Below are 24,432 nucleotides of genomic sequence, written 5' to 3'. Positions count from 1 at the left end.
GCGCCCACGGTACGGCGCACCACTGACAACGCCCCCGGCACGGGCGGCGCCGGTGACGGCTCAGTCCTTCGCCAGCGCCCGCCGCACGACGTCCGGCACATTGGTGATGATGCCGTCGACGTCGTACCCGGCGACGCAGCGGGCGGTCTCCGCGTCGTTCACCGTCCAGGCCATCACCCTCAGCGGGCGGCCATGCGGTCCCCGGAGCATGTGGGCGAGGGACACGTACGCGGCCGACAGCGTGGGGTGGGCGCCGTTGACGCCGTCGGTGAACCCGGCGTACTCGGGCAGGTCCGCGACCCGTGGTGTGCCCAGGTAGGCGGTCCGTACTGCGGGCCGCAGCTCGTGTACGGCCCGGACGGTGTCCGCGTCGAAGCTCTGCACCACCAGCCGCCGCCGGACGTGGTCGGAGTCGAGCCAGCCCCTGTCGGCGAGGGTGTTCAGGGTCTGCCGGGCGATGCCGGGGTACAGCCCGGGATTCTTGATCTCCAGGACCAGCTTCTGGTGGCGGAGGGTGACCCGGTCCATGTACTGGCGCAGCGTGGGCACACGGGTGCCGGCGTACCGGTGGTCGAACCAGCCGCCCGCGTCCAGCCGGGCGATCTCCCGCGCGGTGAAGTCCCCGACCTTCCAGGGCGCCCGGTCGGGGTACACCTGTTCGACGTCGGTCGTGCGGGCCAGGGTGTCGTCGTGGATCACGACCAGCCGGCCGTCCTTGGTGCGCTGGACGTCGTTCTCCACCCAGTCGAACCCCATCGCGGCGGCCTTGTCGACGGCGGGCAGGGTGTTCTCCGGCGCGTAGCCGGAGGCGCCCCGGTGGGCCACGATCACGGGGGCGTCGTGCTCCGAGGCCCCGGCGTGGGACGGGGGCAGTATGACGACGCTCATCCCCAGGAGCGCGGTGGTCGTGGCGGCGGCTACGCGCGCGTGCATGCTTACTCCTCGCGTCGATGGTCACCCACAGCACAAGGGTGACAGCACGGCGTCACCGGGCAAGTCGCGCGGCGGGCACAGAGCGTCAGGAGTTGCCCAACTGCGCTCACAGCGGATGCACAAGTGAGGGCACCGCGTGATTGTTTGCCGGAAAATCGTTGGACCATACAGGTCCGGGTCATACTCTCTGCCTGGCCCCGACCGTTCGCGCGGTCACTGGGGCGGGGGACCGTGAGACATGGCAGGGATGCGCGGCATGGGTGACGCAACGCGCAAGACTCGCCTCGCGCAACACACTCGCGCAGGGCACGCATCACGCAACGCACGCAGCACGCAGAACGTCGGGAAGGGCAGCCGCGCATGCAGGGCACCGTCGACGGCTTCAGCTACGGGATCGTCACACCACTGGTCGCGTTCTTCATGGCCTTCCTCGGCGGGGCGCTGGGGTTGCGCTGCACCACCAGATCGATGTTCGTCACCCAGTCCTGGCGCGCCGGCTGGCTCGCCCTGGGCTCGGCCGCCATCGGCTCCGGCATCTGGACGATGCACTTCATCGCCATGATGGGGTTCACCGTCGAGGAGACCCCCGTCCGCTACGACCAGACGATCGCCTTCTCCAGCCTCGGGTTGGGCGTCCTCATGGTCGGCGTCGGTGTGTTCATCGTCGGCTACCGCGGTGCCACAGGGGTGCCCCTGTTCACGGGGGGCACCATCACGGGTCTGGGTATCGCCACGATGCACTACCTGGGCATGGCCGGGATGCGGCTCAACGGGGCGCTGGAGTACAACACCCTCACCGTCACCGCCTCCGTGGTGATCGCCATGGCCGCCGCGACGGCCGCGCTCTGGGCGGCCGGACGAGCCCGCGGCTTCCTGTGGAGCGTCGGCGCGAGCCTCGTCATGGGGCTCGCCGTCAGTGGCATGCACTACACCGGCATGGCCGCCGTCAGCGTCCATCTGCACGCCGCGCCCGGCGGCCCGACGGGAGACTCCCCGGCCTCCCTCCTCGCGCCACTGATGATCGGCCCGTTGGTCTTCCTCTGCCTGGCCGGCGTCGTCGTGCTGTTCGATCCGCTGATGGTGATGGGCAGGCCCGACCGGCTGCTGGTGGAGCGCCGCCCTGGCGTCCCCGCCCACCCCCCGGCCGCCGACGCCGGACTGCGGCACACCCTCGCCCGGCCCGGTCGGCACATGGTTCCGCGGGACGACCGCACCCCGCAGACCCGCTGATCGCACCCCGCGGACCCGCCGACCGGACCGCGTTGTCAGTGGCGGGTCGTACGGTGGATGACATGCGGCCCGTTTCCACGATCGAACGTACGGTGGCGCCTTTCGAGGTCGTCAGTCCCTATCGGCCCAGCGGCGACCAGCCCACGGCCATCGCCGAGCTGGAGCAGCGCATCCGCGCGGGTGAGAAGGACGTCGTCCTGCTGGGCGCGACCGGCACCGGCAAGTCCGCCACCACCGCCTGGATGATCGAGAAGCTGCAGCGCCCCACCCTGGTGATGGCGCCCAACAAGACCCTCGCGGCCCAGCTGGCCAACGAGTTCCGCGAGCTGCTTCCGAACAACGCGGTCGAGTACTTCGTCTCGTACTACGACTACTACCAGCCGGAGGCCTACGTCCCCCAGTCGGACACCTACATCGAGAAGGACTCCTCGATCAACGAGGAGGTGGAGCGGCTGCGCCACTCCGCCACCAACTCCCTGCTCACCCGACGTGATGTCATCGTGGTCGCCTCCGTCTCCTGCATCTACGGCCTGGGCACCCCGCAGGAGTACGTGGACCGGATGGTCCCCCTCCGGGTGGGCGACGAGATCGACCGCGACCAGCTGCTGCGCCGCTTCGTCGACATCCAGTACACGCGCAACGACGTGGCCTTCTCCCGCGGCACCTTCCGGGTCCGCGGCGACACCGTCGAGATCTTCCCGGTCTACGAGGAACTCGCCGTCCGGATCGAGATGTTCGGCGACGAGATCGAGGCCCTGTCCACCCTCCACCCGCTCACCGGCGAGATCATCAGCGACGACGAGCAGCTCTACGTCTTCCCCGCCTCCCACTACATCGCCGGCCCCGAGCGCATGGAGCGGGCGATCAACGGCATCGAGAAGGAACTGGAGGAGCGTCTGGCCGTCCTGGACCAGCAGGGCAAGCTCCTGGAGTCCCAGCGCCTGCGCATGCGGACCACGTACGACATCGAGATGCTGCGCCAGATCGGGACCTGCTCCGGCGTGGAGAACTACTCGATGCACTTCGACGACCGAGCGCCCGGCACCGCGCCGAACACGCTCCTCGACTACTTCCCCGAGGACTTCCTCCTCGTCATCGACGAGTCGCACGTGACCGTGCCGCAGATCGGCGCCATGTACGAGGGTGACGCCTCCCGCAAGCGCACCCTCGTCGACCACGGCTTCCGGCTGCCTTCCGCCCTGGACAACCGCCCGCTGAAATGGGAGGAGTTCCAGAAGCGCATCGGCCAGACCGTCTACCTGTCGGCGACCCCGGGCGCCTACGAGCTCTCCCGAGGCGACGGACACGTCGAACAGATCATCCGCCCCACCGGGCTCGTCGACCCGGAGGTCGTCGTCAAGCCCACCGAGGGCCAGATCGACGACCTGGTGCACGAGATCCGCATGCGCACGGAGAAGGACGAACGGGTTCTGGTCACCACGCTCACGAAGAAGATGGCCGAGGACCTCACCGACTACTTCGTGGAACTCGGCATCCAGGTGCGCTACCTGCACAGCGACGTCGACACCCTGCGCCGCGTCGAACTGCTGCGCGAACTGCGTGCCGGCGAGTACGACGTGCTGGTCGGCATCAACCTGCTCCGCGAGGGCCTCGACCTGCCCGAGGTCTCCCTGGTAGCCATCCTCGACGCCGACAAGGAGGGCTTCCTGCGCTCCGGGACCTCCCTCATCCAGACCATCGGCCGCGCCGCGCGCAACGTCTCCGGCCAGGTCCACATGTACGCCGACAAGATCACCCCGGCGATGGAACGGGCCATCGACGAGACCAATCGCCGCCGCGAGAAGCAGATCGCCTACAACAAGGCGCACGGCATCGATCCCCAGCCGCTGCGCAAGAAGATCAACGACATCGTGGCGCAGATCGCCCGCGAGGACGTCGACACCGAGCAGTTGCTGGGTACGGGCTACCGCAAGGGCAAGGACGGCAAGGGCGCCAAGACACCGGTTCCCGCGCTGGCCAACCACCAGGTTGCGGGTGCCCCGGCCGGCAAGGGCAAGGGCGCCAAGGGCAAGCAGGTAGAGACGGTTCCCACCGACCGGCCGGCCGCCGCACTGGCGGAACAGATCGAGGAGATGACCACGCGGATGCGGGCGGCGGCGGCCGACCTGCAGTTCGAGATCGCCGCCCGGCTGCGTGACGAGGTCTCGGAGATGAAGAAGGAACTGCGACAGATGAGAGAGGCCGGCCTGGCCTGAGCAAACGGGACGGCGCCCGGCCCGTCGCACGGGTGTGCACGCGCTGTGTTGCAAGACCGACACAAAGCTCCCGCCGAGGGTCGGCACTGTCGGTGCCGCTGCGTAAGGTGCTGGTCATCCGTGGACTTCCACGGCAACAGGGGACATTGCGAGAGGGGAACAGCGCGTGACCGTCAACATGACCAAGGGTCAGGCCATCAGTCTGCAGAAGAGCGACGGAGCCACGCTGACCGCGGTACGCATGGGGCTCGGCTGGCAGGCGGCGCCCCGGCGCGGACTGTTCGGCACGCGCACCCGTGAGATCGACCTCGACGCCTCCGCGGTGCTCTTCGCGGACAAGCAGCCGGTCGACGTGGTGTTCTTCCGCCACCTCGTCAGCGACGACGGCTCCGTCCGTCACACCGGTGACAACCTCGTCGGCGGCGCCGGCCAGGGCGGCGACGACGAGGCGATCCTGGTCGACCTGCAGCGCGTGCCGGTCCACATCGACCAGATCGTCTTCACCGTCAACTCCTTCACCGGTCAGACGTTCCAGGAGGTGCAGAACGCGTTCTGCCGCCTGGTCGACGAGACCAACGGGCAGGAACTCGCCCGCTACACCCTCGCGGGCGGCGGGGCCTACACGGCGCAGATCATGGCCAAGGTGCACCGCTCCGGACCCGGTTCCGATTCCGGCTGGACGATGACCGCCCTCGGCACCCCGGCCAACGGGCGGACCTTCCAGGATCTGATGCCGGCGATCCTGCCGCACCTGTAACCGGCCGACGGCGCGGCAGCACACGCACGGCAGCACACGCACGCCAGTAAGCGCAGAACAGCACACGCGGGACAGCGCACAGGGGGGCGAAGGAGATGACGGCCGAGCTGGTCCGGGGTCAGAACCATCCACTGCCCGGGACGCGTCTGGAGATCCGGATCTCGGCCGGCAAGCCGATCATGGCGGGGGCGGCGCTCAGCGACGAGCAGGGCCGCACCCCCGGCCCCGCGTGGGTGGTCCACCCGGGCGCGCCCGCCCTGCCCGGCATCGAGGTCTCCCAGCAGGTCGCGGCCGATCACCGGCTCGCCGTCGACCTGGCGGCGCTGCCCGAGGAGGCACACCGCCTCTCGGTGCTGCTCGCGCTGCCGACGGGCACCGGCGGCCCGACCCGGTTCGGAGCCCTCCCGGCACCCCACGCGGCGGTGACCGCACTGGACGGCTCCGAGATCGTCGGCTATACGGTCACCGGACTGGACAGCGAGTCCGCGGTTGTCGTCCTGGAGCTGTACCGCAGGCAGGGCGCCTGGAAGGTGCGCGCGGTCGGACAAGGCTACGCGGGCGGTCTCGCCGCGCTCTTCGCCGACCTCCTCACCGGTCGGGACGCGGCCGAGGGGCGGCGTCTCGCGGACCGGGTGGCCGACGCGGTGACGGCGGGCCAGGCCCGCTCCGTGGCCCAGCCGCGTGTCACCTCCGACGGCTCCGCCGCCACCCAGGGTCGGCCCGCCGCGCCCCAGAGCAGGCCCACGCCGCCCCAGGAGCCCGCCGATCCCGGTGCCGAGGAACAGTACGGCCTGCAGGGCGCGGGCGGCGGCTCCGTCGACTACAGCCACCCCGCCCGTCGGCGCACCGCGCCTTTGCCGCCCCCGCCGCCCGCCCCCACGGCCCCACCGGGGCAGCCGGCGGCGCCGGTCGCGGGGGACGCGACCGGCTGGTCCATGGAGGAGCGGCTCTACAACCAGGTGTGGGGCATGTTCGAGGACCTGGCGCGGACGACGGCGGCCTATCGCAGCGCCGTCGACTTCGCCGACCAGCGCAGGGACCGGGAACTGGACGCCGCCCTCGCCGACCCCCGCGCCCGCCTCGGCGGCCAGGGCGACGCGGCCCGGGAGGCGGCCGGCGCACGGCACGCGGACCTGGTCGACCGGGCCAGGTCGGTGCTCGACCGGGACCTCGCCCAGCTCCGGGCCGAGTCCGAGGTGGTGGAACCCGCGCTGCCCCCGGCGTTCGCCCGCTGGGACAGCCCGGTGTGGCAGGACTTCCGCGTGCCGATGGAGATGCCGATGGCGTTGCGCCTGGGCGATCTCCGACTGCCGGAGTGCGCGGACGTCCGCATCCCCATGCTGGTCCGGCTGCCGCTGGAGCGTGGCATATGGATCGACAGCGGGCGCGCCCCGTCCGCCGGAGGCGTGCTCGCCGACCCCGACGAGGTGCGGCGGCTCGCCCTCGGCACGGCGGTGGCACATGTCGCACGGCTGCTCGCCGCCTACCCGGCTGGCGAGTTCGCCGTACACGTGATCGACCCGGCGGGCTCCGGAACCAGGGCCTTCGCGCCGCTGGTCGCGGCCGGGGTGCTCGCCGGTCCGCCGGGCGCGGGGCCGGCCGGGGTCGCCCGGGTACTGGGAGCGCTCACCCAGCGGGTGGACCTGCTGCAGATGGCGTTCCGCGGCGGCGCCGCCGACGCGCTGCCCCCGGACCTCGACTCGGCCGAGCAGCTGCTCGTCGTCAACGACTTCCCGCACGGTTTCGACGACCGTGCGGTGACCCAGCTGCGCTATCTCGCGGACGAGGGGCCGGCGGTGGGCGTCCATCTGATGCTTGTCGCCGACCGCGAGGACGCCGCCGGCTACGGACCGCTCCTGGACCCGCTCTGGCGGGCGCTGCTACGGCTCACCCCGGTGTCCGACGATCACCTCGCCGACCCGTGGGTCGGGCACGCCTGGACCTACGAGCCGCCGTGGACGCCGTCCGGCAGCCGGGTGCTCGAGCGGGTGCTGGAGCGCGTCGCCACGGCCCGCCGGGAGTGGAACCGCTGACGCGGACGGCCGGCCCCGTGCCGCTGCCCGCACTCCTCCTCGGTGTCCCGGCCGGATCTTTCCCAAGCTGAGGTAAAGGTCCAGTGACCTGGTCTTTTTGTTCTTTCTTTCCTTTCCTCTTTACCTTTCCTTGGTGATTCGGGTAGTGTCGTCCGTACGGAGGGGAGTACTCCCCGTCTGCGCGGCGCACCCGTCAATACGGACCGGATATCGGATCCCGGGGCGTCGGCCCGCGCGCCGGACGCGCCCTCGCGTTCCGGGCGGCACGGGTGGAAGAGACCTCCGATGACGCGACCGACAACGCCGTGACATACGACCGGAGGCACCGTGGACGTATCCGTGACCCTTTGGGCTCTCACGATCGTGGGCCTGGCCGCCCTGATCACCGTCGACTTCTTCATCGGACGCAAACCGCACGACGTGTCCGTCAAGGAAGCCGGCATCTGGACGGTGGTGTGGATCGCCCTGGCCGGACTGTTCGGCCTCGGTCTGTTCGCCTTCGCCGGCGGCAGGCCCTCGGGGGAGTTCTTCGCCGGCTTCATCACCGAGAAGTCGCTCAGCGTCGACAACCTCTTCGTCTTCGTCCTCATCATGGCGAAGTTCTCGGTGCCCTCGAAGTACCAGCAGCGGGTGCTGCTGGTCGGGGTCCTCATAGCCCTGCTGCTGCGCGCGGTCTTCATCGCCGCAGGCGCCGCCGTCCTCGCCAGCTTCTCCTGGGTTTTCTACCTCTTCGGCGCCTTCCTCGTCTGGACGGCCTGGAAGCTCATCCAGGACGCGCGGGCCGACCGGGAGGACGAGGAGTTCGAGGAGAACAAGCTGCTCAAGGCCGTCGAGCGCAGATTCGGCGTCGCCGACCGCTACCACGGCACCAAGCTGTGGATCCAGCAGAACGGCAAGCGGGTCATGACCCCGATGCTCGTCGTGATGCTGGCGATCGGCACCACGGACGTGCTGTTCGCGCTCGACTCGATCCCCGCGATCTTCGGCCTGACCCAGGACCCGTACATCGTGTTCACGGCCAACGCGTTCGCGCTGATGGGGCTCAGGCAGCTGTACTTCCTCATCGGCGGACTGCTGAGGAAGCTTGTCCACCTCTCCTACGGCCTGTCGGTCATCCTGGGCTTCATCGGGGTGAAGCTGGTTCTGCACGCGCTGCACGAGTCCGGGGTGCACGTCCCCGAGATCTCCATACCGGTCTCGCTCGGCGTGATCTGCGCGGTCCTGACTGTCACGACGATCACCAGCCTCATGGCCTCGCGGAAGCGGGAGACCGCCGCGGCGACGACCACGAAGGCGACGGTCGCGACGGAGGATGCCGACAAGGACAGCGTGGACGTGTGACCGTGCCGGCGGTGCGCCGCCGGCCGGGCGCGCGTGCCTCTGTGCGCCTCCACGACGACCGCGGCATGATCGTTCGGTACGGCGCGGGGTCGCCACCTGGTGCACGACGCTCGTGCCCACCGCCGGCGGTCGTCCTGCTGGTCTCATCCGGGAACGCGAGCTGCCCGGGCCGGTCGTGGCCGTGGTGACGCCGGTGCCGGCCGGGGCGGTCCTGGCCGCGGTCCACCACGCCGAGGTGGTCGCACACCGGGTGGGCGAGCCCTTCGGCTCCCTGGTGTTCGCCATCGCCGTCACGGACATCGAGGTCGTCCTCACCGCCCCCTGACGCCGGAGGACGGTGACGAAGAGCGCCATGCCCGCCCGCGACGCCGTCTTCGCGGCGGTGATGATCACCTGCAACGGGGTGGTCGGCCCGGCCGAAGGGGTGTCGCCCACTCTGGAGTCCGGGGTGGCGGCGGCCGGATTGCCGCAGGCCGTCGTCGGTGTGGTCATCGCCCTGCTCGTGCTGCTGCCGGAAAACATCGCCGCGCTCCGCGCGGCCCGCCGCGAGCGGGTGCGGACCAGCCTCAATCCCGCCCTCGGCTCCGTCATGGCCGGCATCTGCCTGACCGTCCCCGAGGTGGCCGCGGCCTCCGTCCGGCTCGCCGGCCCCCTGGGAATTCGGCCTGGCCCCGCTGCACATGACGCTGTTCCTGCTCACGGTGGTGGTCGGCTCCCTGACCGTCGTGCCGGGCCGCGCAACGCCCCTTCGGGGCGGTGTCCACCTGGTCCTCTCGCCCCGCCTCCTGGAGCTCGGGGTCACAACCCCCGAGCGCGGCCGCCTCACCGCGGGCCGCAGGCCCGGGAGGCCTCACCCGCGCCGCACCACCCCGTGATAGACCGGGTGCGAGCAGCGGTCCGGACGGGCCGCCGAAGCCCATGGACCGGAGGTACCGTGCCGCGCACCCTCGCAAGCGCCCCGATCATGATTCTGAACGGGCCCAACCTCAATCTCCTGGGCAGGCGGCAGCCGGAGATCTACGGCAGGGACACCCTCGCCGACATCGAGGCACTGTGCGTCAAGGCCGCGGCCGCGCACGGGGGCACGGTGGACTTCCGGCAGTCCAACCACGAGGGCGAACTGGTGGACTGGATCCAGGAGGCACGCCCGCACCACGCCGGCATCGTGATCAACCCCGCCGCCTACTCGCACACCTCGGTGGCGATCCTTGACGCTCTGAACGCCTGCGACGGGCTGCCCGTCGTGGAGGTCCACCTCTCCAACATCCACCGGCGCGAGGAGTTCCGGCACCATTCGTACGTCTCCCTGCGCGCCGACGGGGTCATCGCCGGGTGCGGGGTGCAGGGGTACGCGTTCGCGGTGGAGCGGGTCGCGGTACTGGCGGCGGAGGGCCGCGCGGCCACCTGAACCGCGCCGCCGCGCTGCCACTCGAACCGCGCCGCCGCGTGCCCCTCGTCCGGTGGCTACCAGCCCCGGGCGTGCCACTCGGGCAGGTGGGGCCGCTCCGCGCCCAGCGTGGTGTCGTTGCCGTGGCCGGGGTAGACCCACGTCTCGTCCGGAAGCACGTCGAAGATCCGCCTCTCGACGTCGTGGATCAGACTGGCGAAGGCCTTCGCGTCCTTGAAGGTGTTGCCCACTCCGCCCGGGAACAGGCAGTCTCCCGTGAAGACGTGCGGATGCCCGTGCGGGTCGTCGTAGACGAGGGCGATCGAGCCCGGCGTGTGGCCGACCAGGTGGCGCGCGGTGAGTGTCACGCGCCCCACCTGGATCGTGTCGCCGTCGTCGACCGGCACGTCCGTGGGGACCGGGATGCCCTCGGCGTCGTCCCGACCGGCGTACGTGCGCGCGCCAGTGGCGGCCACGACCTCGGCGAGCGCCTGCCAGTGGTCGCCGTGCCGGTGGGTGGTGACGACGGACGCGATGCCGTCGTCACCGATCGTCCCGAGCAGCGTGTGGGCGTCGTTGGCGGCGTCGATCAGGAGCTGCTCGTCGGTGGCGCGGCAGCGCAGCAGATAGGCGTTGTTGTCCATGGGTCCGACCGCGATCTTGGTGATCATCAGGTCCTGCAGTTCGTGCACATCGGCCGGACCGCCGACCTTCACCGCTCCGCTGTACGTCATGACCGTCAGCCTATAGCTGTGCCCCGGGCGTCACAGCGGGGGCAGGACGGGCAGCGTGCCCCCCTGCGCGGTCAGCGCCGCGCCGTCGCGGCGCCCGGAGAGCCAGCCCAGGAGGTCCGCCGGGCGGCCCGTCACGGTGACCTCGGGCGCGTCGGCCGCGCGCCCCGTGCTCCACGCGCGCGTGCCGTCCGTCAGGCGCGTGGCCGGGACGTCGGGGCGGCCGGTGAAACGGTCGGCCAGGAAGGCGGTCTCGCGCTCGGTGAACTCCGGCGGCAGTTCCTCCAGCTCGTAGCCGATCCCGAGGTCGACGTGGTGCAGCGCGACCTCGATCCAGCGCCGGAACGGCACCCTGGCCGCCGCGTCGGTGACCCCGTTGCGCAGCTCCACCGTGCGCGACCAGTCCGCGGGCGCGTCCGCCGCGCGCACGAAGCGCTCCGCGCTCTCCCGCAGGTCGGCGAGGTGGACGTCCAGCGGGCGCGGGGCGTCCCGCTCGATGTCGGCGTCGCGGGCCTCGGCCGAGGCGTACATCGGGCGCCCCTGGAGCACGTTGACGAGAGCGTCGGCGTTGCGGGCGAGGTGAGCGAGGAGATGGCCGCGGGTCCAGCCCGGCAGCCGTGACGGTTCCGTCACAGCGGCGTTGTCCAGTGCGGCGGCTGCGCTCAGCAGCCGGTCGGTCGCGTCACGGAGAGAGGCCAGGTCGCGGGCGTGATCCGTCATGCCGCCGACCCTAGCCCCGCCACTCCTTCGGGTGAAGGTGGCTCACTCGGTCCGGAAATCGAATGTACGTGCTATAAGCTCGACCGCGGCGTCGGGCATGCTGGATGGTCCGGGATTGTTACGGAGCACAGAATCCGACCGGCGTTGTCAGTGGCTCCCCCTAGTCTGAAATCGACGGGGGCCCCGCCCCTGTCACTTCTCTCAAGAAAGGTGCGGACCGGCGTGGCCGACCGTCTCATCGTCCGTGGCGCGCGTGAGCACAACCTGAAGAACGTCTCGCTCGACCTGCCCAGGGACTCGCTCATCGTCTTCACGGGCCTGTCGGGTTCGGGCAAGTCCTCGCTCGCCTTCGACACCATCTTCGCCGAGGGGCAGCGGCGTTACGTCGAGTCGCTGTCCTCGTACGCGCGCCAGTTCCTCGGCCAGATGGACAAGCCGGACGTCGACTTCATCGAGGGCCTCTCCCCGGCCGTCTCCATCGACCAGAAGTCGACCTCCCGCAACCCGCGCTCCACGGTCGGCACCATCACCGAGGTCTACGACTACCTCCGGCTGCTCTTCGCGCGCATCGGCAAGCCGCACTGCCCGGAGTGCGGCCGGCCCATCTCGCGCCAGTCGCCCCAGGCCATCGTCGACCGGGTGCTCGAACTGCCGGAGGGCAGCCGCTTCCAGGTGCTGTCGCCGCTGGTGCGCGAGCGCAAGGGCGAGTTCGTCGACCTCTTCGCCGACCTGCAGACCAAGGGCTACTCCCGCGCCCGCGTGGACGGCGAGACGGTCCAGCTCTCCAGCCCGCCCACGCTGAAGAAGCAGGAGAAGCACACCATCGAGGTGGTCATCGACCGCCTCACCGTCAAGGACAGTGCCAAGCGCCGCCTCACCGACTCCGTCGAGACCGCCCTCGGCCTGTCCGGCGGCATGGTCGTGCTCGACTTCGTCGACCTCCCCGAGGACGACCCCGAGCGCGAGCGCATGTTCTCCGAGCACCTGTACTGCCCGTACGACGACCTGTCGTTCGAGGAGCTCGAGCCCCGCTCCTTCTCCTTCAACTCGCCCTTCGGCGCCTGCCCCGAGTGCACCGGCATCGGCACGCGCATGGAGGTCGACCCCGAGCTGATCGTCCCCGACCCGGACAAGTCGCTCGACGAGGGTGCCATCCACCCCTGGTCGCACGGACACACCAAGGACTACTTCGACCGCCAGATCCACGCCCTCGCGGACGCCCTCGGCTTCCGTACGGACATTCCGTTCGCGGGGCTGCCGCAGCGCGCCCGCAAGGCGCTGCTGTACGGCCACAAGACCCAGATCGAGATCCGCTACCGCAACAGGTACGGCCGCGAGCGCGTCTACATGGCCTCCTTCGAGGGCGCGGTCAACTTCGTCAAGCGGCGGCACGGCGAGGCCGAGAGCGACACCAGCCGCGAGCGCTTCGAGGGCTACATGCGCGAGGTGCCCTGCCCGACCTGTGAGGGCACCCGGCTGAAGCCGGTCGTCCTCGCGGTCACGGTGATGGGCCGGTCCATCGCCGAGGTCTCCGCCATGTCGATCAGCGACTGCGCGGACTTCCTCGGCGAGCTGAAGCTGGAGGCCCGCGACAAGAAGATCGCCGAGCGGGTCCTCAAGGAGGTCAACGAACGGCTGCGCTTCCTGGTCGACGTCGGCCTGGACTACCTCTCGCTCAACCGCGCGGCGGGCACGCTCTCCGGTGGCGAGGCCCAGCGCATCCGCCTGGCCACCCAGATCGGCTCCGGACTGGTCGGCGTGCTCTACGTCCTGGACGAGCCGTCCATCGGTCTGCACCAGCGCGACAACCACCGGCTGATCGAGACCCTCGTCCGGCTGCGCGACATGGGCAACACGCTCATCGTCGTCGAGCACGACGAGGACACCATCAAGGTCGCCGACTGGATCGTCGACATCGGCCCCGGCGCCGGCGAGCACGGCGGCAAGGTCGTGCACAGCGGCTCCGTGAAGGACCTCCTCGCCAACGAGGAGTCGCAGACCGGGCAGTACCTCTCGGGCCGCAAGGCCATCCCGCTGCCTGAGACCCGCCGACCCCTCGATCCCGCCCGGCGGCTCACTGTTCACGGCGCCCGGGAGAACAACCTCCAGGACATCGACGTCTCGTTCCCGCTGGGCGTCTTCACCGCCGTCACCGGGGTCTCCGGCTCCGGCAAGTCCACGCTGGTCAACGACATCCTGTACACCCACCTGGCGCGCGAGCTGAACGGTGCGCGGAACGTGCCCGGGCGGCATACGCGCGTGGAGGGCGACGACCTCGTCGACAAGGTGGTGCACGTCGACCAGTCGCCCATCGGCCGCACCCCGCGCTCCAACCCGGCCACGTACACCGGCGTATTCGACCACGTGCGCAAGCTGTTCGCGGAGACCACCGAGGCGAAGGTGCGCGGCTACCTGCCGGGCCGCTTCTCGTTCAACGTGAAGGGCGGCCGCTGCGAGAACTGCTCGGGCGACGGCACCATCAAGATCGAGATGAACTTCCTCCCGGACGTCTACGTCCCGTGCGAGGTCTGCCACGGCGCCCGGTACAACCGGGAGACCCTGGAGGTCCACTACAAGGGCAAGTCCATCGCCGACGTCCTGAACATGCCGATCGAGGAGGCCCGTCACTTCTTCGAGGCGGTCCCGGCGATCTCCCGCTACCTCAAGACGCTGACCGACGTCGGACTCGGCTACGTCCGTCTGGGCCAGGCCGCCACCACGCTGTCCGGCGGCGAGGCCCAGCGGGTCAAGCTCGCGAGCGAGTTGCAGCGCCGGTCCACCGGGCGGACGGTGTACGTCCTGGACGAGCCGACCACCGGTCTCCACTTCGAGGACATCAGCAAGCTCCTCAAGGTGCTCGACGGACTGGTCGAGAAGGGCAACACGGTCATCGTCATCGAGCACAACCTCGATGTCATCAAGACCGCCGACTGGCTCGTCGACATGGGCCCCGAGGGCGGCGCGGGCGGCGGCCTCGTCGTCGCCGAGGGCACCCCGGAGCAGGTCGCGGGAGTGCCGGCCAGCCACACCGGCAAGTTCCTCCGGGAGATCCTCTCCCCGGAGCGGATCAGCGACGCGGCGGTTCCGGCCCCCGCGAAGAAGGCGGCCAAGAAGACCACCGCACGCCGGAAGACGGCGGCCAAGGGCTGACCGAACGAGCAGGGCCGAACGAGCAGGGCCGGCCGATCAGGGTCGGCCGAACAGGGCCGGACGGCCGGGGGTGGGCCGACCGCCGGTCCGCCTCGCCCGGCCCTGATCGGTGAGCGAGCCGCCGGGTTCGGCCTTCGGGCCGGCCGGACCCCTCACGCGCCGGTCAGCTCCGTGGCGTACGGGGGCTCCGCCCCCGCACGGGAACAGGTGACCGCCGCCGCGCGGGCCGCGAAGCGCAGCAGCCGCTGCCAGCCGTCGGGGCCGAGACCCGCCAGCGCGGCGGCGGACAACGCGTCACGGGCGGCGAGGCCGTGCAGCAGCGCCGCGTTGACCGTGTCGCCGGCCCCGATCGTGTCCACCACGTCCACCTTCTCGCCCGGGGCGACATACACGGCGTCCACCCCGCCGGTCTCCCGGACGAAGGCGGTCAGCCCGTCCCCGCCGTGCGTGACCACGACGGCGGCGGGACCGGCGTCCAGCCACTCACGGGGCGTACCGCCCAGCCACTCGGCGTCCTCCGCGGACAGCTTCAGCAGCGTCACCGACGGCAGCCAGCTGCGGAACCGGGCACGGTAGGCGTCCGCGTCCGCGATGAGTCCCGTCCGGATGTTGGGGTCGAGCGCGGTGAACAGACCGCGCCTCGACGCCTCCCGCAGCAGTTCCTCGTACGCACTCGCGCCCGGCTCCAGCACCAGCGAGCAGGTGCCGAACGACACGGCCCGGGCGCCCTCCGGAAGCCGCTCCGGCACCGTGAACAGCCGGTCGGCGGTGCCTTCGACGTAGAAGGAGTACGCCGCCGAACCGCCGTCGTCGAGCGTGGCGACCGCCAGGGTGGTCGGCTCGGGGCCGCGCTGCACCGAGGAGACGTCCACCCGGGACTTCCGCAACCGGTCGAGCAGCGCCTCGCCGAAGGGGTCGTGCGAGACGCGGGAGCAGAAGGCGGTGGGGGAGCCGAGGCGGCCGAGCGCCACGGCGGTGTTGTACGGGCCGCCGCCGAGCGCCGGAGTGAGCGCCGCGAGCGCTCCCGCGCCCTGCGGTACCAGGTCGATCAGTGCCTCACCGGCGACGACGATCACGAAACGGGTCCCTTCTCGGGCCGGCTGGGGATACGGGGCGCGAAGGTATCCGATGCGGACGGTGCACGTAAACAGCGGTGCGGCGCACCGGACCGGTGCGGGCGCGAGGCGGGGAAATCGGGCCGCCGACCGAACCGAAACGGGCGGCAGCCGTCATGAAACGGACGGACAGGCTCGGGATCGATCGCCGGTGACGGACAGCCGGTGAGTGTCTCCGGGCGACGGCGGTCGGACGAGGACGGAATGATCCATACCGGTATCCTCAGGACTCGCATTGACAGGGCCTGTTTCCCCAGGACAGGGATCTCCAGGACAGCGCTTCCCAGGACAGGGGACCCCACGGCCCGCATCACCACGACCACCATCACCGACCTCACCGCGACGTCCGTCCCAGGACCTGCGCGGCACCACGAGGGGAGCCCCCTGTGAAGACCGTCCCGCCCGGCAGCCTGAACGCCCGGCGCCGCACCGTACTGCGCGGAGCGGCGCTCGCCTCCGTCGCCGGGACCGGGCTCGCGGCCTGCTCCACCGGCGACGGCGACGACGGCGGCAAGATCCCCGCCACCCCCACCGCGCCGGTGGACCTGGGCGCGGAGGGCGACGTCCCCAAGGGCGGCGCCAAGCTCTACCGGGACGCGAACGTCGTGGTCAGCAGGTCCGACGACGGTGCCCTGAAGGCGTTCAGCACGATCTGCACGCACGCGGGGTGCCCCATCAACAAGTTGTCCGGCACCACCCTCACCTGCCCCTGCCACGGCAGCGAGTTCGACGCCCGGACCGGCGAGGTGCTCCAGGCCCCGGCCACCGAACCGCTGCACACCCTGCCCGTCGCGGCGAAGGACGGCAGGATCGTCGCGGGCCAGAAGGCCTGAGCGGCACCCGGCCCTGGACCGGCACCCGGACCAGCACCCGGCCCCGGACCGGGACCCGGCCCCAGCCCCCTCACTCCCAGTCCCAGGCGATCCCCACGATCCCCGACCGCACCCGCTGCTCCACGAGATGCACCGACCGGTGCTCCCGGCTCAGCCGGAGCTCCTGGCGCCCACCGCGCGGCGCCGCCGGCGAGTGCTGGCTGAACCGGTGGCAGCGCGCCGGCAACGCCGCGTCGTCGAACCGCACCTGGAGCGCGTACTGGCCGCCCGCGCCCCGGAACCCCCGTACGTACTCACGGCTGGGGCCCGCCGTGCCGTCCTCGAACCCGTAGCGGAACAGGAACGTGTCCCCGGCACGCAGCCGCATGTCGAAGAGGAGTTCGGCCACCAGCATTCCCGTCTCACCGTGCCGACGCACGCGCCCGGTGCGGCAGTTCTCCAGCGCGCGCACCATGACGCGTTCCGGAGCGCAGCCCGGGTCGCCGTGATGGACGGCGAGGAAGCGGTCCACCCCGTCCCGGTGGGCGCGCACGATGTGCTGCGACTCGCGCCCCAGCAGCTCCCGGCGCGCGCCGATCCGTACGTACTCGTGGTGACCGATGCTGTGCAGCCCGCCGTCGAGCGGCGACTCCAGCTCGGTGAGCAGTTCCTCCAGCACCCCCGACGCCTCCATGAGGGAGCGGTAGGAGCGGCCCGCGGCCCGGCCCGGCTCCTCCTCGGCCGAGGCGAGCAGCCGGATCAGGGACTCGTCGGGGAGGTGGAGTATCTCCTCCAGCGCGCGCACGGCACGCAGCGACTCGGGGCGCTGGGGGCGGCGGGCGCCCTGCTGCCAGTAGCTGAGGCTCGTCACCCCGAGCTTGACCCCGTGCCGTGACAGATGGTGCTGGACCCGCTGCAGCGGCAGCCCGCGCGCGGTGATCGCGGCGCGCAGGGCGACATGGAAGGGGCCGCGGCGCAGAGCCGTCTCCAACTCCGCGGCGCCGGGATCCGCGTGCTGTGTGCCGTGCCGCATGCAGGGGGCCTTTCTCTTCGGTGCGCGACGGCTGGTCGGACCGCGCGCGGGGGCCGGGCGCGGCGACGGGCGCAGGGCGCCGGGGCACCGAGGGGGAACGCCGTCTTCCGGAGGCCCGGGGGGTTTCCCCGCATTGAAGCGTGTTGACCATGTAAGGACAACAAGAGTGCGGAACCTGGCCGAGGTCCGGTCGACACCTGGCCGGGGTTCGATCGACAACCTGGCCGAGGGGCGGTCGAGAACCCGGCCGGGGCCCCACCCGTGGCGGGCGCGGCCCGGCACACCACGGCCGGCTGTCGGTGCCCGCCAGTAGGGTGTGTGACATGGCCGATCCCTCCAGCTACCGCCCCAGGCCGGGCCAGATCCCGGACTCCCCGGGGGTGTACCGCTTCCGCGACGAGCACCGCCGGGTGATCTATGTCGGGAAGGCCAAAAGCCTGCGCCAGCGCCTGGCCAACTACTTCCAGGACCTGGCGGGCCTCCACCCGCGCACGCGCTCCATGGTCACCACCGCCGCGTCCGTGGAGTGGACTGTGGTGTCCACGGAGGTGGAGGCGCTGCAGCTGGAGTACTCCTGGATCAAGGAGTACGACCCCCGGTTCAACGTCAAGTACCGCGACGACAAGAGCTACCCCTACCTCGCGGTGACGATGAACGAGGAGTACCCGCGCGTGCAGGTGATGCGCGGTCACAAGAAGAAGGGCGTGCGCTACTTCGGCCCCTACGCGCACGCATGGGCGATCCGTGACACCGTCGACCTGCTGCTGCGTGTCTTCCCCGTGCGCACCTGCTCCGCCGGGGTGTTCAAGAACGCCGCCCGCACCGGCCGCCCCTGTCTGCTCGGCTACATCGGCAAGTGCTCGGCGCCCTGCGTGGAGCGGATCTCCGCCGAGGACCACCGGGAACTGGCCGAGGAGTTCTCCGACTTCATGACCGGCCGCACGGGCACGTACATCCGCCGCCTCGAGGCGCGGATGACGGAGGCGGCCGAGGAGATGGAGTACGAGCGGGCCGCCCGGCTGCGCGACGACATCGGGGCCCTGAAGAAGGCCATGGAGAAGAACGCGGTCGTGCTCGCCGACGCGACCGACGCCGACCTCATCGCGGTCGCGGAGGACGAGCTGGAGGCCGCCGTCCAGATCTTCCACGTACGCGGCGGCCGGGTCCGCGGCCAGCGGGGCTGGGTCACCGACAAGGTGGAGGACGTCACCACCGGCGCCCTCGTCGAACACGCCCTGCAGCAGCTCTACGGCGAGGAGACGGGCGACTCGGTGCCCAAGGAGGTCCTCGTCCCCGCGCTGCCGGATCCGATAGAACCCGTCCAGGAGTGGCTCACCGCCCGTCGCGGCTCGAACGTCTCGCTGCGCATCCCGCAGCGCGGCGACAAGAAGTCGCTCATGGAGACGGTGCAGCGCAACGCCCAGCAGGCACTCGTCCTGCACAAGACCAAGCGCGCCTCCGACCTGACCACCCGCTCGCGCGCCCTGGAGGAGATCGCCGAGGCGCTCGGTCTGGACAGCGCTCCGCTGCGCATCGAGTGCTACGACATCTCGCACCTGCAGGGCGAGGACGTCGTGGCCTCCATGGTCGTCTTCGAGGACGGACTGCAGCGCAAGAGCGAGTACCGCCGTTTCCAGATCCGCGGCTTCGAGGGACAGGACGACGTCCGGTCCATGCACGAGGTGCTCGGCCGCCGCTTCCGTCGCTACCTCGCCGACAAGGAGAAGACGGGGGAGTGGTCCGACGGCGAGGCCGCGCTCACCGAGGAGGACGGCAGGCCCAAGCGGTTCGCGTACCCGCCGCAGCTCGTCGTGGTCGACGGCGGGCAGCCCCAGGTCGCGGCCGCCCAGCGGGCGCTGGACGAGCTGGGCATCGACGACATCGCCGTGTGCGGACTGGCCAAGCGGCTGGAGGAGGTGTGGCTGCCCGGCGAGGACGATCCGGTGGTGCTGCCCCGGACCAGCGAGGGCCTCTACCTGCTCCAGCGCATACGTGACGAGGCCCACCGCTTCGCCATCACCTACCAGCGCGCCAAGCGGGCCAAGCGCCTGCGCTCCGGCCCGCTGGACGACGTGCCGGGCCTCGGCGAGACGCGCAAGCAGGCGCTGATCAAGCACTTCGGCTCGGTGAAGCGGCTGCGCGCCGCCACCCTGGACCAGATCCAGGAGGTCCCGGGCATCGGCCGCAAGACCGCCGAGACCATCGCCGTCGCCCTTGCCCGGTCCACCCCGGCCGCGCCCGCCGTGAACACCGCGACGGGAGAGATCATTGAAGAGGAGGAGCCCGCCGGTCCGGCGGATCCTCCTCAGGAGCCCGTGTCCGCGGGCACCTCGCAGGAACGACGGGGGCAGGAGACATGACCGAGCACAGCGCAGACGATCCCGAGGGCACCATGCCCGACAGCGCACCCGACAGCGCACCCGGCAGCGCACCTGACGGAACACCCGACGGCACCGGGCACGGGGCCACCGCCCCGCAGGGGACCGTCCACGGCGGAACGCAGGAGAATGCCCCGGGTGCCGACCGGGCCCCCGTGCCACACGCCCCAGCGCGCGGCACACGTCACGACAACGGAGCACAGGTGAGTACGGGCAGCGACACGGCCGGGGCGCCAGCGGCGCCCGAGACGGCCATCCCCGAGCTGGTGATCATCTCCGGCATGTCCGGAGCCGGCCGCTCCACCGCGGCCAAGTGCCTGGAGGACCTCGGCTGGTTCGTCGTCGACAACCTGCCGCCCGCGCTCATCCCCACCATGGTGGAGCTGGGCGCCCGCTCCCAGGGCAACGTGGCGCGCATCGCCGTCGTCGTCGACGTGCGCGGCCGCCGCTTCTTCGACAACCTGCGCGAATCCCTCGCCGACCTCGAGGCCCGGCACGTCACCCGGCGCATCGTCTTCCTGGAGTCCTCCGACGAGGCCCTGGTGCGCCGCTTCGAGTCGGTGCGCCGACCGCACCCCCTCCAGGGCGACGGCCGCATCGTCGACGGCATCGCCGCCGAACGCGAACTGCTGCGCGAACTGCGCGGCGACGCCGACCTGGTGATCGACACCTCCAGCCTGAACGTCCACGAACTGCGCGCCAAGATGGACGCCCAGTTCGCAGGCGAGGAGGAGCCCGAGCTGCGGGCCACCGTCATGTCGTTCGGCTTCAAGTACGGCCTGCCCGTCGACGCCGACCTGGTCGTGGACATGCGCTTCCTGCCCAACCCGCACTGGGTCCCGGAACTGCGTCCGTTCACCGGCCTCAACGAGGAGGTCGCCGCCTACGTCTTCAACCAGCCCGGCGCCAAGGAGTTCCTCGACCGCTACGCCGAGCTGCTCCGCCTGGTCGCAGCCGGCTACCGGCGCGAGGGCAAGCGCTACGTGACCATCGCGGTCGGCTGCACCGGCGGCAAGCACCGCTCGGTCGCCATGTCGGAGAAGCTCGCCGCCCGCCTCGCGGCCGAGGGCGTGGAGACGGTCGTCGTCCACCGGGACATGGGGCGCGAGTGACCGGACGAACCCCGCGGCTGGGACGACTGCGCCGGGCGGTGCCCGAGAGCCGCGGCGGCCGCCCGGCCGAGGGCCGCCCCGCCCGGCTCGTCGAGGCCCGCGGCGCCAAGCCGCGCCGCCGGGGCGCCCAGCCCAAGGTGGTCGCCCTCGGCGGCGGCATGGGGCTGTCCGCCTCACTCGCCGCGCTGCGCCGCATCACCGGCGACCTCACCGCAGTCGTCACCGTCGCCGACGACGGCGGCTCCAGCGGACGTCTCCGCGACGAGCTCGGCGTGCTCCCGCCCGGCGACCTGCGCAAGGCGCTGGCCGCGCTGTGCGGGGACGACGACTGGGGCCAGACCTGGGCCCGCGTCATCCAGCACCGCTTCCAGTCCCAGGGCGACCTGCACGAACACGCGGTCGGCAACCTGCTGATCGTCGCTCTGTGGGAACAGCTCGGCGACCATGTCCAGGCCCTCGACCTGGTCGGCCGGCTGCTCGGCGCGCACGGCAGGGTGCTGCCCATGTCCGCCGTGCCGCTGGAGCTTCAGGCCCTGGTCAGGGGCCACGACCCGGAGCGGCCGGACGACGTGGACACCGTCCGCGGCCAGGCCACCGTCGCGCTCACCCCCGGCGAGGTGCAGTCCGTCCACCTCGTGCCGAACGACCCGCCGGCCGTCCCCGAGGCGGTCGAGGCGGTGCTGGACGCCGACTGGGTGGTGCTCGGCCCGGGCTCCTGGTTCTCCTCCGTCATCCCGCACCTGCTGGTCCCCCAGTTGCTCGACGCGCTGACCTCGACCAAGGCCCGCCGGGTCCTCTCGTTGAACCTCGTCCCGCAGCCCGGAGAAACCGAAGGCTTCTCCCCGCAGCGTCATTTGGAGGTTTTGGCACGACACGCCCCTAAACTCGCCCTGGACGTGGTGCTGGCCGACGAGGCCGCCGTGCCCGACCGCGAGGTGCTCACCGATGCCGCACTGCGGTTCGGCGCCGCGGTCGAGCTGGCGCCGGTGGCCCGGACCGACGGCACTCCGCGGCACGACCCGGAGCTGTTGGCCGCCGCGTACGACCGTATTTTTCGGATGCATGGAAGGATCGGCCCATGGCGATGACGGCAGCGGTGAAGGACGAGATCTCCCGGCTACCCGTCACCCGGACCTGCTGCAGAAAGGCGGAGGTCTCGGCGATCCTGCGGTTCGCGGGCGGCCTGCACCTGGTCAGCGGCCGCATCGTGATCGAGGCGGAGCTGGACACCGCGATGGCGGCCCGCCGGCTCAAGCGGGACATCCTGGAGATCTTCGGCCACAGCTCCGAACTGATCGTGATGGCGCCCGGCGGGCTGCGCCGCGGCTCGCGCTACGTGGTCCGGGTGGTCGCCGGCGGCGACCAACTGGCCCGCCAGACCGGCCTTGTCGACGGCCGGGGCCGCCCGATCCGCGGCCTGCCGCCGCAGGTGGTCTCGGGGGCCACCTGCGACGCCGAGGCAGCCTGGCGCGGCGCCTTCCTCGCCCACGGCTCGCTCACCGAGCCCGGCCGCTCTTCCTCCCTGGAGGTCACCTGCCCGGGGCCGGAGGCCGCGCTCGCCCTGGTCGGCGCCGCCCGCCGGCTCTCCATCGCCGCCAAGGCCCGCGAGGTGCGCGGCGTCGACCGGGTCGTGGTCCGCGACGGCGACGCGATCGGCGCGCTGCTCACCCGGCTCGGCGCGCACGAGTCGGTGCTCGCCTGGGAGGAGCGCCGGATGCGACGCGAGGTCCGCGCCACCGCCAACCGGCTCGCCAACTTCGACGACGCCAACCTGCGCCGCTCGGCCCGCGCGGCCGTCGCGGCCGGCGCCCGCGTGCAGCGCGCGCTGGAGATCCTCGCGGACGACGTCCCCGAGCACCTCGCCGCCGCCGGCCGACTGCGCATGGACCACAAGCAGGCCTCCCTGGAGGAGCTCGGCGCGCTCGCCGACCCGCCGCTGACCAAGGACGCGGTGGCCGGCCGGATCCGCCGGCTGCTCGCCATGGCCGACAAGCGAGCCTCCGACCTCGGAATCCCGGGCACGGAGTCCAGCCTGACGGAGGAGATGGCGGACAACCTCGCGGGCTGAGACGCCCGTCGCGGGCTTCCCCGCAGAGCCGTCGCGAGCCCTCCCGTCGGGCCGTCGCAGACCCTTCCGTCGGGCCGTCGCGGGCAGCCACCCCGGCGGGTCGCCGAGTGCCCCGTCCGACCGCCCCGGACGGCCGGTGGTTCCAGGTGATCCATGCTGATCCACACCCCTACTTGCCGGTAAGGTCCGCCTCGCGGCATACCGGGTGTCTCAATGTCACCCGGTGGGCCCCGGGGAGGTAGGGTCGTAGGCGGTCGGGGACATCCCATACAGCTCGCCGGCGTCGAACCCGGCGTACCAACGAGGAGATCGGTTCGTGACGATCCGCGTAGGCATCAACGGCTTTGGCCGCATCGGTCGTAACTACTTCCGCGCGCTGCTGGAGCAGGGTGCAGACATCGAGATCGTGGCTGTCAACGACCTGGGTGACACCGCGACCACCGCTCACCTGCTGAAGTACGACACCATCCTGGGCCGTCTCAAGGCCGAGGTGTCGCACACCGAGGACACCATCACCGTCGACGGGAAGACCATCAAGGTCCTCTCCGAGCGCAACCCCGCCGACATCCCGTGGGGCGAACTGGGCGTCGACATCGTGATCGAGTCGACCGGCATCTTCACCAAGAAGGCGGACGCCGAGAAGCACATCGCGGGCGGCGCCAAGAAGGTCCTCATCTCGGCTCCGGCCAAGGACGAGGACATCACCATCGTGATGGGCGTCAACCAGGACAAGTACGACGCCGCCAACCACCACGTCATCTCCAACGCCTCCTGCACCACCAACTGTGTGGCGCCGATGGCGAAGGTGCTCGACGAGAACTTCGGCATCGTCAAGGGCCTGATGACGACGGTCCACGCGTACACCAACGACCAGCGCATCCTGGACTTCCCGCACAAGGACCTGCGCCGCGCCCGTGCCGCCGCGGAGAACATCATCCCGACCACCACGGGTGCCGCCAAGGCCACCGCCCTGGTGCTCCCGCAGCTCAAGGGCAAGCTCGACGGCATCGCGATGCGCGTCCCGGTCCCCACCGGCTCGGCCACCGACCTGGTCGTGGAGCTCCAGCGCGAGGTCACCAAGGACGAGGTCAACGCCGCGTTCAAGAAGGCCGCCGACGACGGCGACCTCAAGGGCTACCTGTTCTACACCGAGGACGCGATCGTCTCCTCGGACATCGTCGGCGACCCGGCCTCCTGCACCTTCGACTCCTCCCTGACCATGGTTCAGGAGGGCAAGACGGTGAAGATCCTCGGCTGGTACGACAACGAGTGGGGCTACTCCAACCGCCTCGTCGACCTCACGGTCTTCGTCGGCGACCAGCTCTGATCGACCGGAGCAGACACCTCGATGCGCAGCAGGGCTCGGACAGTGCGAGGACGCGCTGTCCGAGCCCTGACGCGCGTCCAGCAGCGACC

General features: G+C 71.2%; 18 protein-coding genes and 1 pseudogene. 14 read left to right on the top strand and 5 right to left on the bottom strand.

Features of this window, described 5'->3' with window-relative positions; all coding sequences use genetic code 11:
* Positions 1-60: 60 nt before the first annotated feature.
* The gene (locus QFZ64_RS09105) at positions 61-933 is read right to left on the bottom strand and encodes a glycerophosphodiester phosphodiesterase family protein (protein ID WP_307064197.1); all 873 of its coding nucleotides are present in this window, start codon (positions 931-933) and stop codon (positions 61-63) included.
* Positions 934-1,293: 360 nt separating this feature from the next.
* Here QFZ64_RS09105 and QFZ64_RS09100 point away from each other — a divergent pair, with 360 nt between their 5' ends.
* From QFZ64_RS09100 to aroQ, 7 genes and pseudogenes are all read left to right on the top strand, one after another.
* Positions 1,294-2,163, top strand: coding sequence for an MHYT domain-containing protein (locus QFZ64_RS09100; RefSeq protein WP_307064195.1), 870 nt, complete (start codon positions 1,294-1,296; stop codon positions 2,161-2,163).
* Positions 2,164-2,225: 62 nt separating this feature from the next.
* Complete coding sequence (gene uvrB, locus QFZ64_RS09095) at positions 2,226-4,379, top strand: excinuclease ABC subunit UvrB (protein WP_307064194.1); 2,154 nt, start codon at positions 2,226-2,228, stop codon at positions 4,377-4,379.
* Between the two features lie 166 nt (positions 4,380-4,545).
* On the top strand, positions 4,546-5,136 hold the full coding sequence (locus QFZ64_RS09090; RefSeq protein ID WP_307064192.1) for a TerD family protein: 591 nt from the start codon (positions 4,546-4,548) through the stop codon (positions 5,134-5,136).
* Positions 5,137-5,231: 95 nt separating this feature from the next.
* Positions 5,232-7,169 carry a TerD family protein gene (locus QFZ64_RS09085; protein ID WP_307064190.1) on the top strand — a complete coding sequence of 646 codons (1,938 nt, stop codon included), beginning with the start codon at positions 5,232-5,234 and terminating at the stop codon, positions 7,167-7,169.
* 327 nt (positions 7,170-7,496) lie between these two features.
* Positions 7,497-8,510, top strand: a complete 1,014-nt coding sequence (locus tag QFZ64_RS09080) for a TerC family protein (RefSeq protein WP_307064189.1) — start codon at positions 7,497-7,499, stop codon at positions 8,508-8,510.
* 112 nt (positions 8,511-8,622) lie between these two features.
* Positions 8,623-9,316, top strand: a pseudogene (locus tag QFZ64_RS09075) (hypothetical protein); the annotation flags it as partial.
* A gap of 128 nt (positions 9,317-9,444) precedes the next feature.
* Positions 9,445-9,918, top strand: a complete 474-nt coding sequence (gene aroQ / locus QFZ64_RS09070; protein WP_307064187.1) for a type II 3-dehydroquinate dehydratase — start codon at positions 9,445-9,447, stop codon at positions 9,916-9,918.
* Positions 9,919-9,974: 56 nt separating this feature from the next.
* Here the strand turns inward: aroQ and QFZ64_RS09065 are convergent, their stop codons facing one another.
* Together QFZ64_RS09065 and QFZ64_RS09060 are read right to left on the bottom strand one after the other, a co-directional pair.
* The gene (locus QFZ64_RS09065; protein ID WP_307064185.1) at positions 9,975-10,631 is read right to left on the bottom strand and encodes an MBL fold metallo-hydrolase; all 657 of its coding nucleotides are present in this window, start codon (positions 10,629-10,631) and stop codon (positions 9,975-9,977) included.
* A 30-nt stretch (positions 10,632-10,661) separates the two neighbouring features.
* The gene (locus QFZ64_RS09060; protein ID WP_307064183.1) at positions 10,662-11,348 is read right to left on the bottom strand and encodes a maleylpyruvate isomerase family mycothiol-dependent enzyme; all 687 of its coding nucleotides are present in this window, start codon (positions 11,346-11,348) and stop codon (positions 10,662-10,664) included.
* 222 nt (positions 11,349-11,570) lie between these two features.
* Here QFZ64_RS09060 and uvrA point away from each other — a divergent pair, with 222 nt between their 5' ends.
* A complete protein-coding gene (uvrA, locus tag QFZ64_RS09055; protein ID WP_307064181.1) occupies positions 11,571-14,498 on the top strand; it encodes an excinuclease ABC subunit UvrA in 2,928 nt (975 codons plus the stop codon).
* A 152-nt stretch (positions 14,499-14,650) separates the two neighbouring features.
* On the opposite strand, the gene QFZ64_RS09050 is transcribed toward uvrA, so the two are convergent.
* Positions 14,651-15,574 (bottom strand): carbohydrate kinase, encoded by a 924-nt coding sequence (locus QFZ64_RS09050; protein ID WP_307064180.1) that lies wholly within the window; start codon positions 15,572-15,574, stop codon positions 14,651-14,653.
* 425 nt (positions 15,575-15,999) lie between these two features.
* Here QFZ64_RS09050 and QFZ64_RS09045 point away from each other — a divergent pair, with 425 nt between their 5' ends.
* Positions 16,000-16,446: a Rieske (2Fe-2S) protein gene (locus QFZ64_RS09045; RefSeq protein WP_307064178.1), complete on the top strand. Its 447-nt coding sequence runs from the start codon at positions 16,000-16,002 to the stop codon at positions 16,444-16,446.
* Positions 16,447-16,516: 70 nt separating this feature from the next.
* On the opposite strand, the gene QFZ64_RS09040 is transcribed toward QFZ64_RS09045, so the two are convergent.
* Positions 16,517-17,458: a hypothetical protein gene (locus tag QFZ64_RS09040; RefSeq protein ID WP_307064177.1), complete on the bottom strand. Its 942-nt coding sequence runs from the start codon at positions 17,456-17,458 to the stop codon at positions 16,517-16,519.
* A 323-nt stretch (positions 17,459-17,781) separates the two neighbouring features.
* Between QFZ64_RS09040 and uvrC the strand changes: the two genes are divergently transcribed.
* From uvrC to gap, 5 genes are all read left to right on the top strand, one after another.
* Positions 17,782-19,818, top strand: coding sequence for an excinuclease ABC subunit UvrC (gene uvrC, locus QFZ64_RS09035; RefSeq protein WP_307064175.1), 2,037 nt, complete (start codon positions 17,782-17,784; stop codon positions 19,816-19,818).
* 32 nt (positions 19,819-19,850) lie between these two features.
* Positions 19,851-20,948, top strand: a complete 1,098-nt coding sequence (rapZ, locus tag QFZ64_RS09030; protein WP_373430728.1) for an RNase adapter RapZ — start codon at positions 19,851-19,853, stop codon at positions 20,946-20,948.
* Positions 20,945-22,036, top strand: a complete 1,092-nt coding sequence (yvcK, locus tag QFZ64_RS09025) for a uridine diphosphate-N-acetylglucosamine-binding protein YvcK (RefSeq protein ID WP_307064171.1) — start codon at positions 20,945-20,947, stop codon at positions 22,034-22,036. Before rapZ ends, yvcK begins: the two co-directional genes overlap by 4 nt.
* Positions 22,027-23,016 (top strand): DNA-binding protein WhiA, encoded by a 990-nt coding sequence (gene whiA / locus QFZ64_RS09020; RefSeq protein ID WP_307064169.1) that lies wholly within the window; start codon positions 22,027-22,029, stop codon positions 23,014-23,016. The genes yvcK and whiA overlap by 10 nt, the downstream gene beginning before the upstream one ends.
* 316 nt (positions 23,017-23,332) lie before the next feature.
* Positions 23,333-24,343: a type I glyceraldehyde-3-phosphate dehydrogenase gene (gene gap, locus QFZ64_RS09015; RefSeq protein ID WP_307064167.1), complete on the top strand. Its 1,011-nt coding sequence runs from the start codon at positions 23,333-23,335 to the stop codon at positions 24,341-24,343.
* Positions 24,344-24,432: the final 89 nt, after the last annotated feature.

Source organism: Streptomyces sp. B3I8 (genome assembly GCF_030816915.1).
GTDB lineage: Bacteria > Actinomycetota > Actinomycetes > Streptomycetales > Streptomycetaceae > Streptomyces.
Note: the sequence above shows the minus strand (reverse complement) of the source record. Positions and strands in the feature narration are given on the sequence as shown.

Coding starts and splice junctions, on each gene's coding strand:
- whiA (WP_307064169.1), top strand. CDS start 22,027: ATGGCGATGACGGCAGCGGTGAAGGACGAGATCTCCCGGCTACCCGTC.
- QFZ64_RS09065 (WP_307064185.1), bottom strand. CDS start 10,631: ATGACGTACAGCGGAGCGGTGAAGGTCGGCGGTCCGGCCGATGTGCAC.
- QFZ64_RS09040 (WP_307064177.1), bottom strand. CDS start 17,458: ATGCGGCACGGCACACAGCACGCGGATCCCGGCGCCGCGGAGTTGGAG.
- QFZ64_RS09105 (WP_307064197.1), bottom strand. CDS start 933: ATGCACGCGCGCGTAGCCGCCGCCACGACCACCGCGCTCCTGGGGATG.
- QFZ64_RS09060 (WP_307064183.1), bottom strand. CDS start 11,348: ATGACGGATCACGCCCGCGACCTGGCCTCTCTCCGTGACGCGACCGAC.
- uvrC (WP_307064175.1), top strand. CDS start 17,782: ATGGCCGATCCCTCCAGCTACCGCCCCAGGCCGGGCCAGATCCCGGAC.
- rapZ (WP_373430728.1), top strand. CDS start 19,851: ATGCCCGACAGCGCACCCGACAGCGCACCCGGCAGCGCACCTGACGGA.
- QFZ64_RS09100 (WP_307064195.1), top strand. CDS start 1,294: ATGCAGGGCACCGTCGACGGCTTCAGCTACGGGATCGTCACACCACTG.
- QFZ64_RS09085 (WP_307064190.1), top strand. CDS start 5,232: ATGACGGCCGAGCTGGTCCGGGGTCAGAACCATCCACTGCCCGGGACG.
- uvrB (WP_307064194.1), top strand. CDS start 2,226: ATGCGGCCCGTTTCCACGATCGAACGTACGGTGGCGCCTTTCGAGGTC.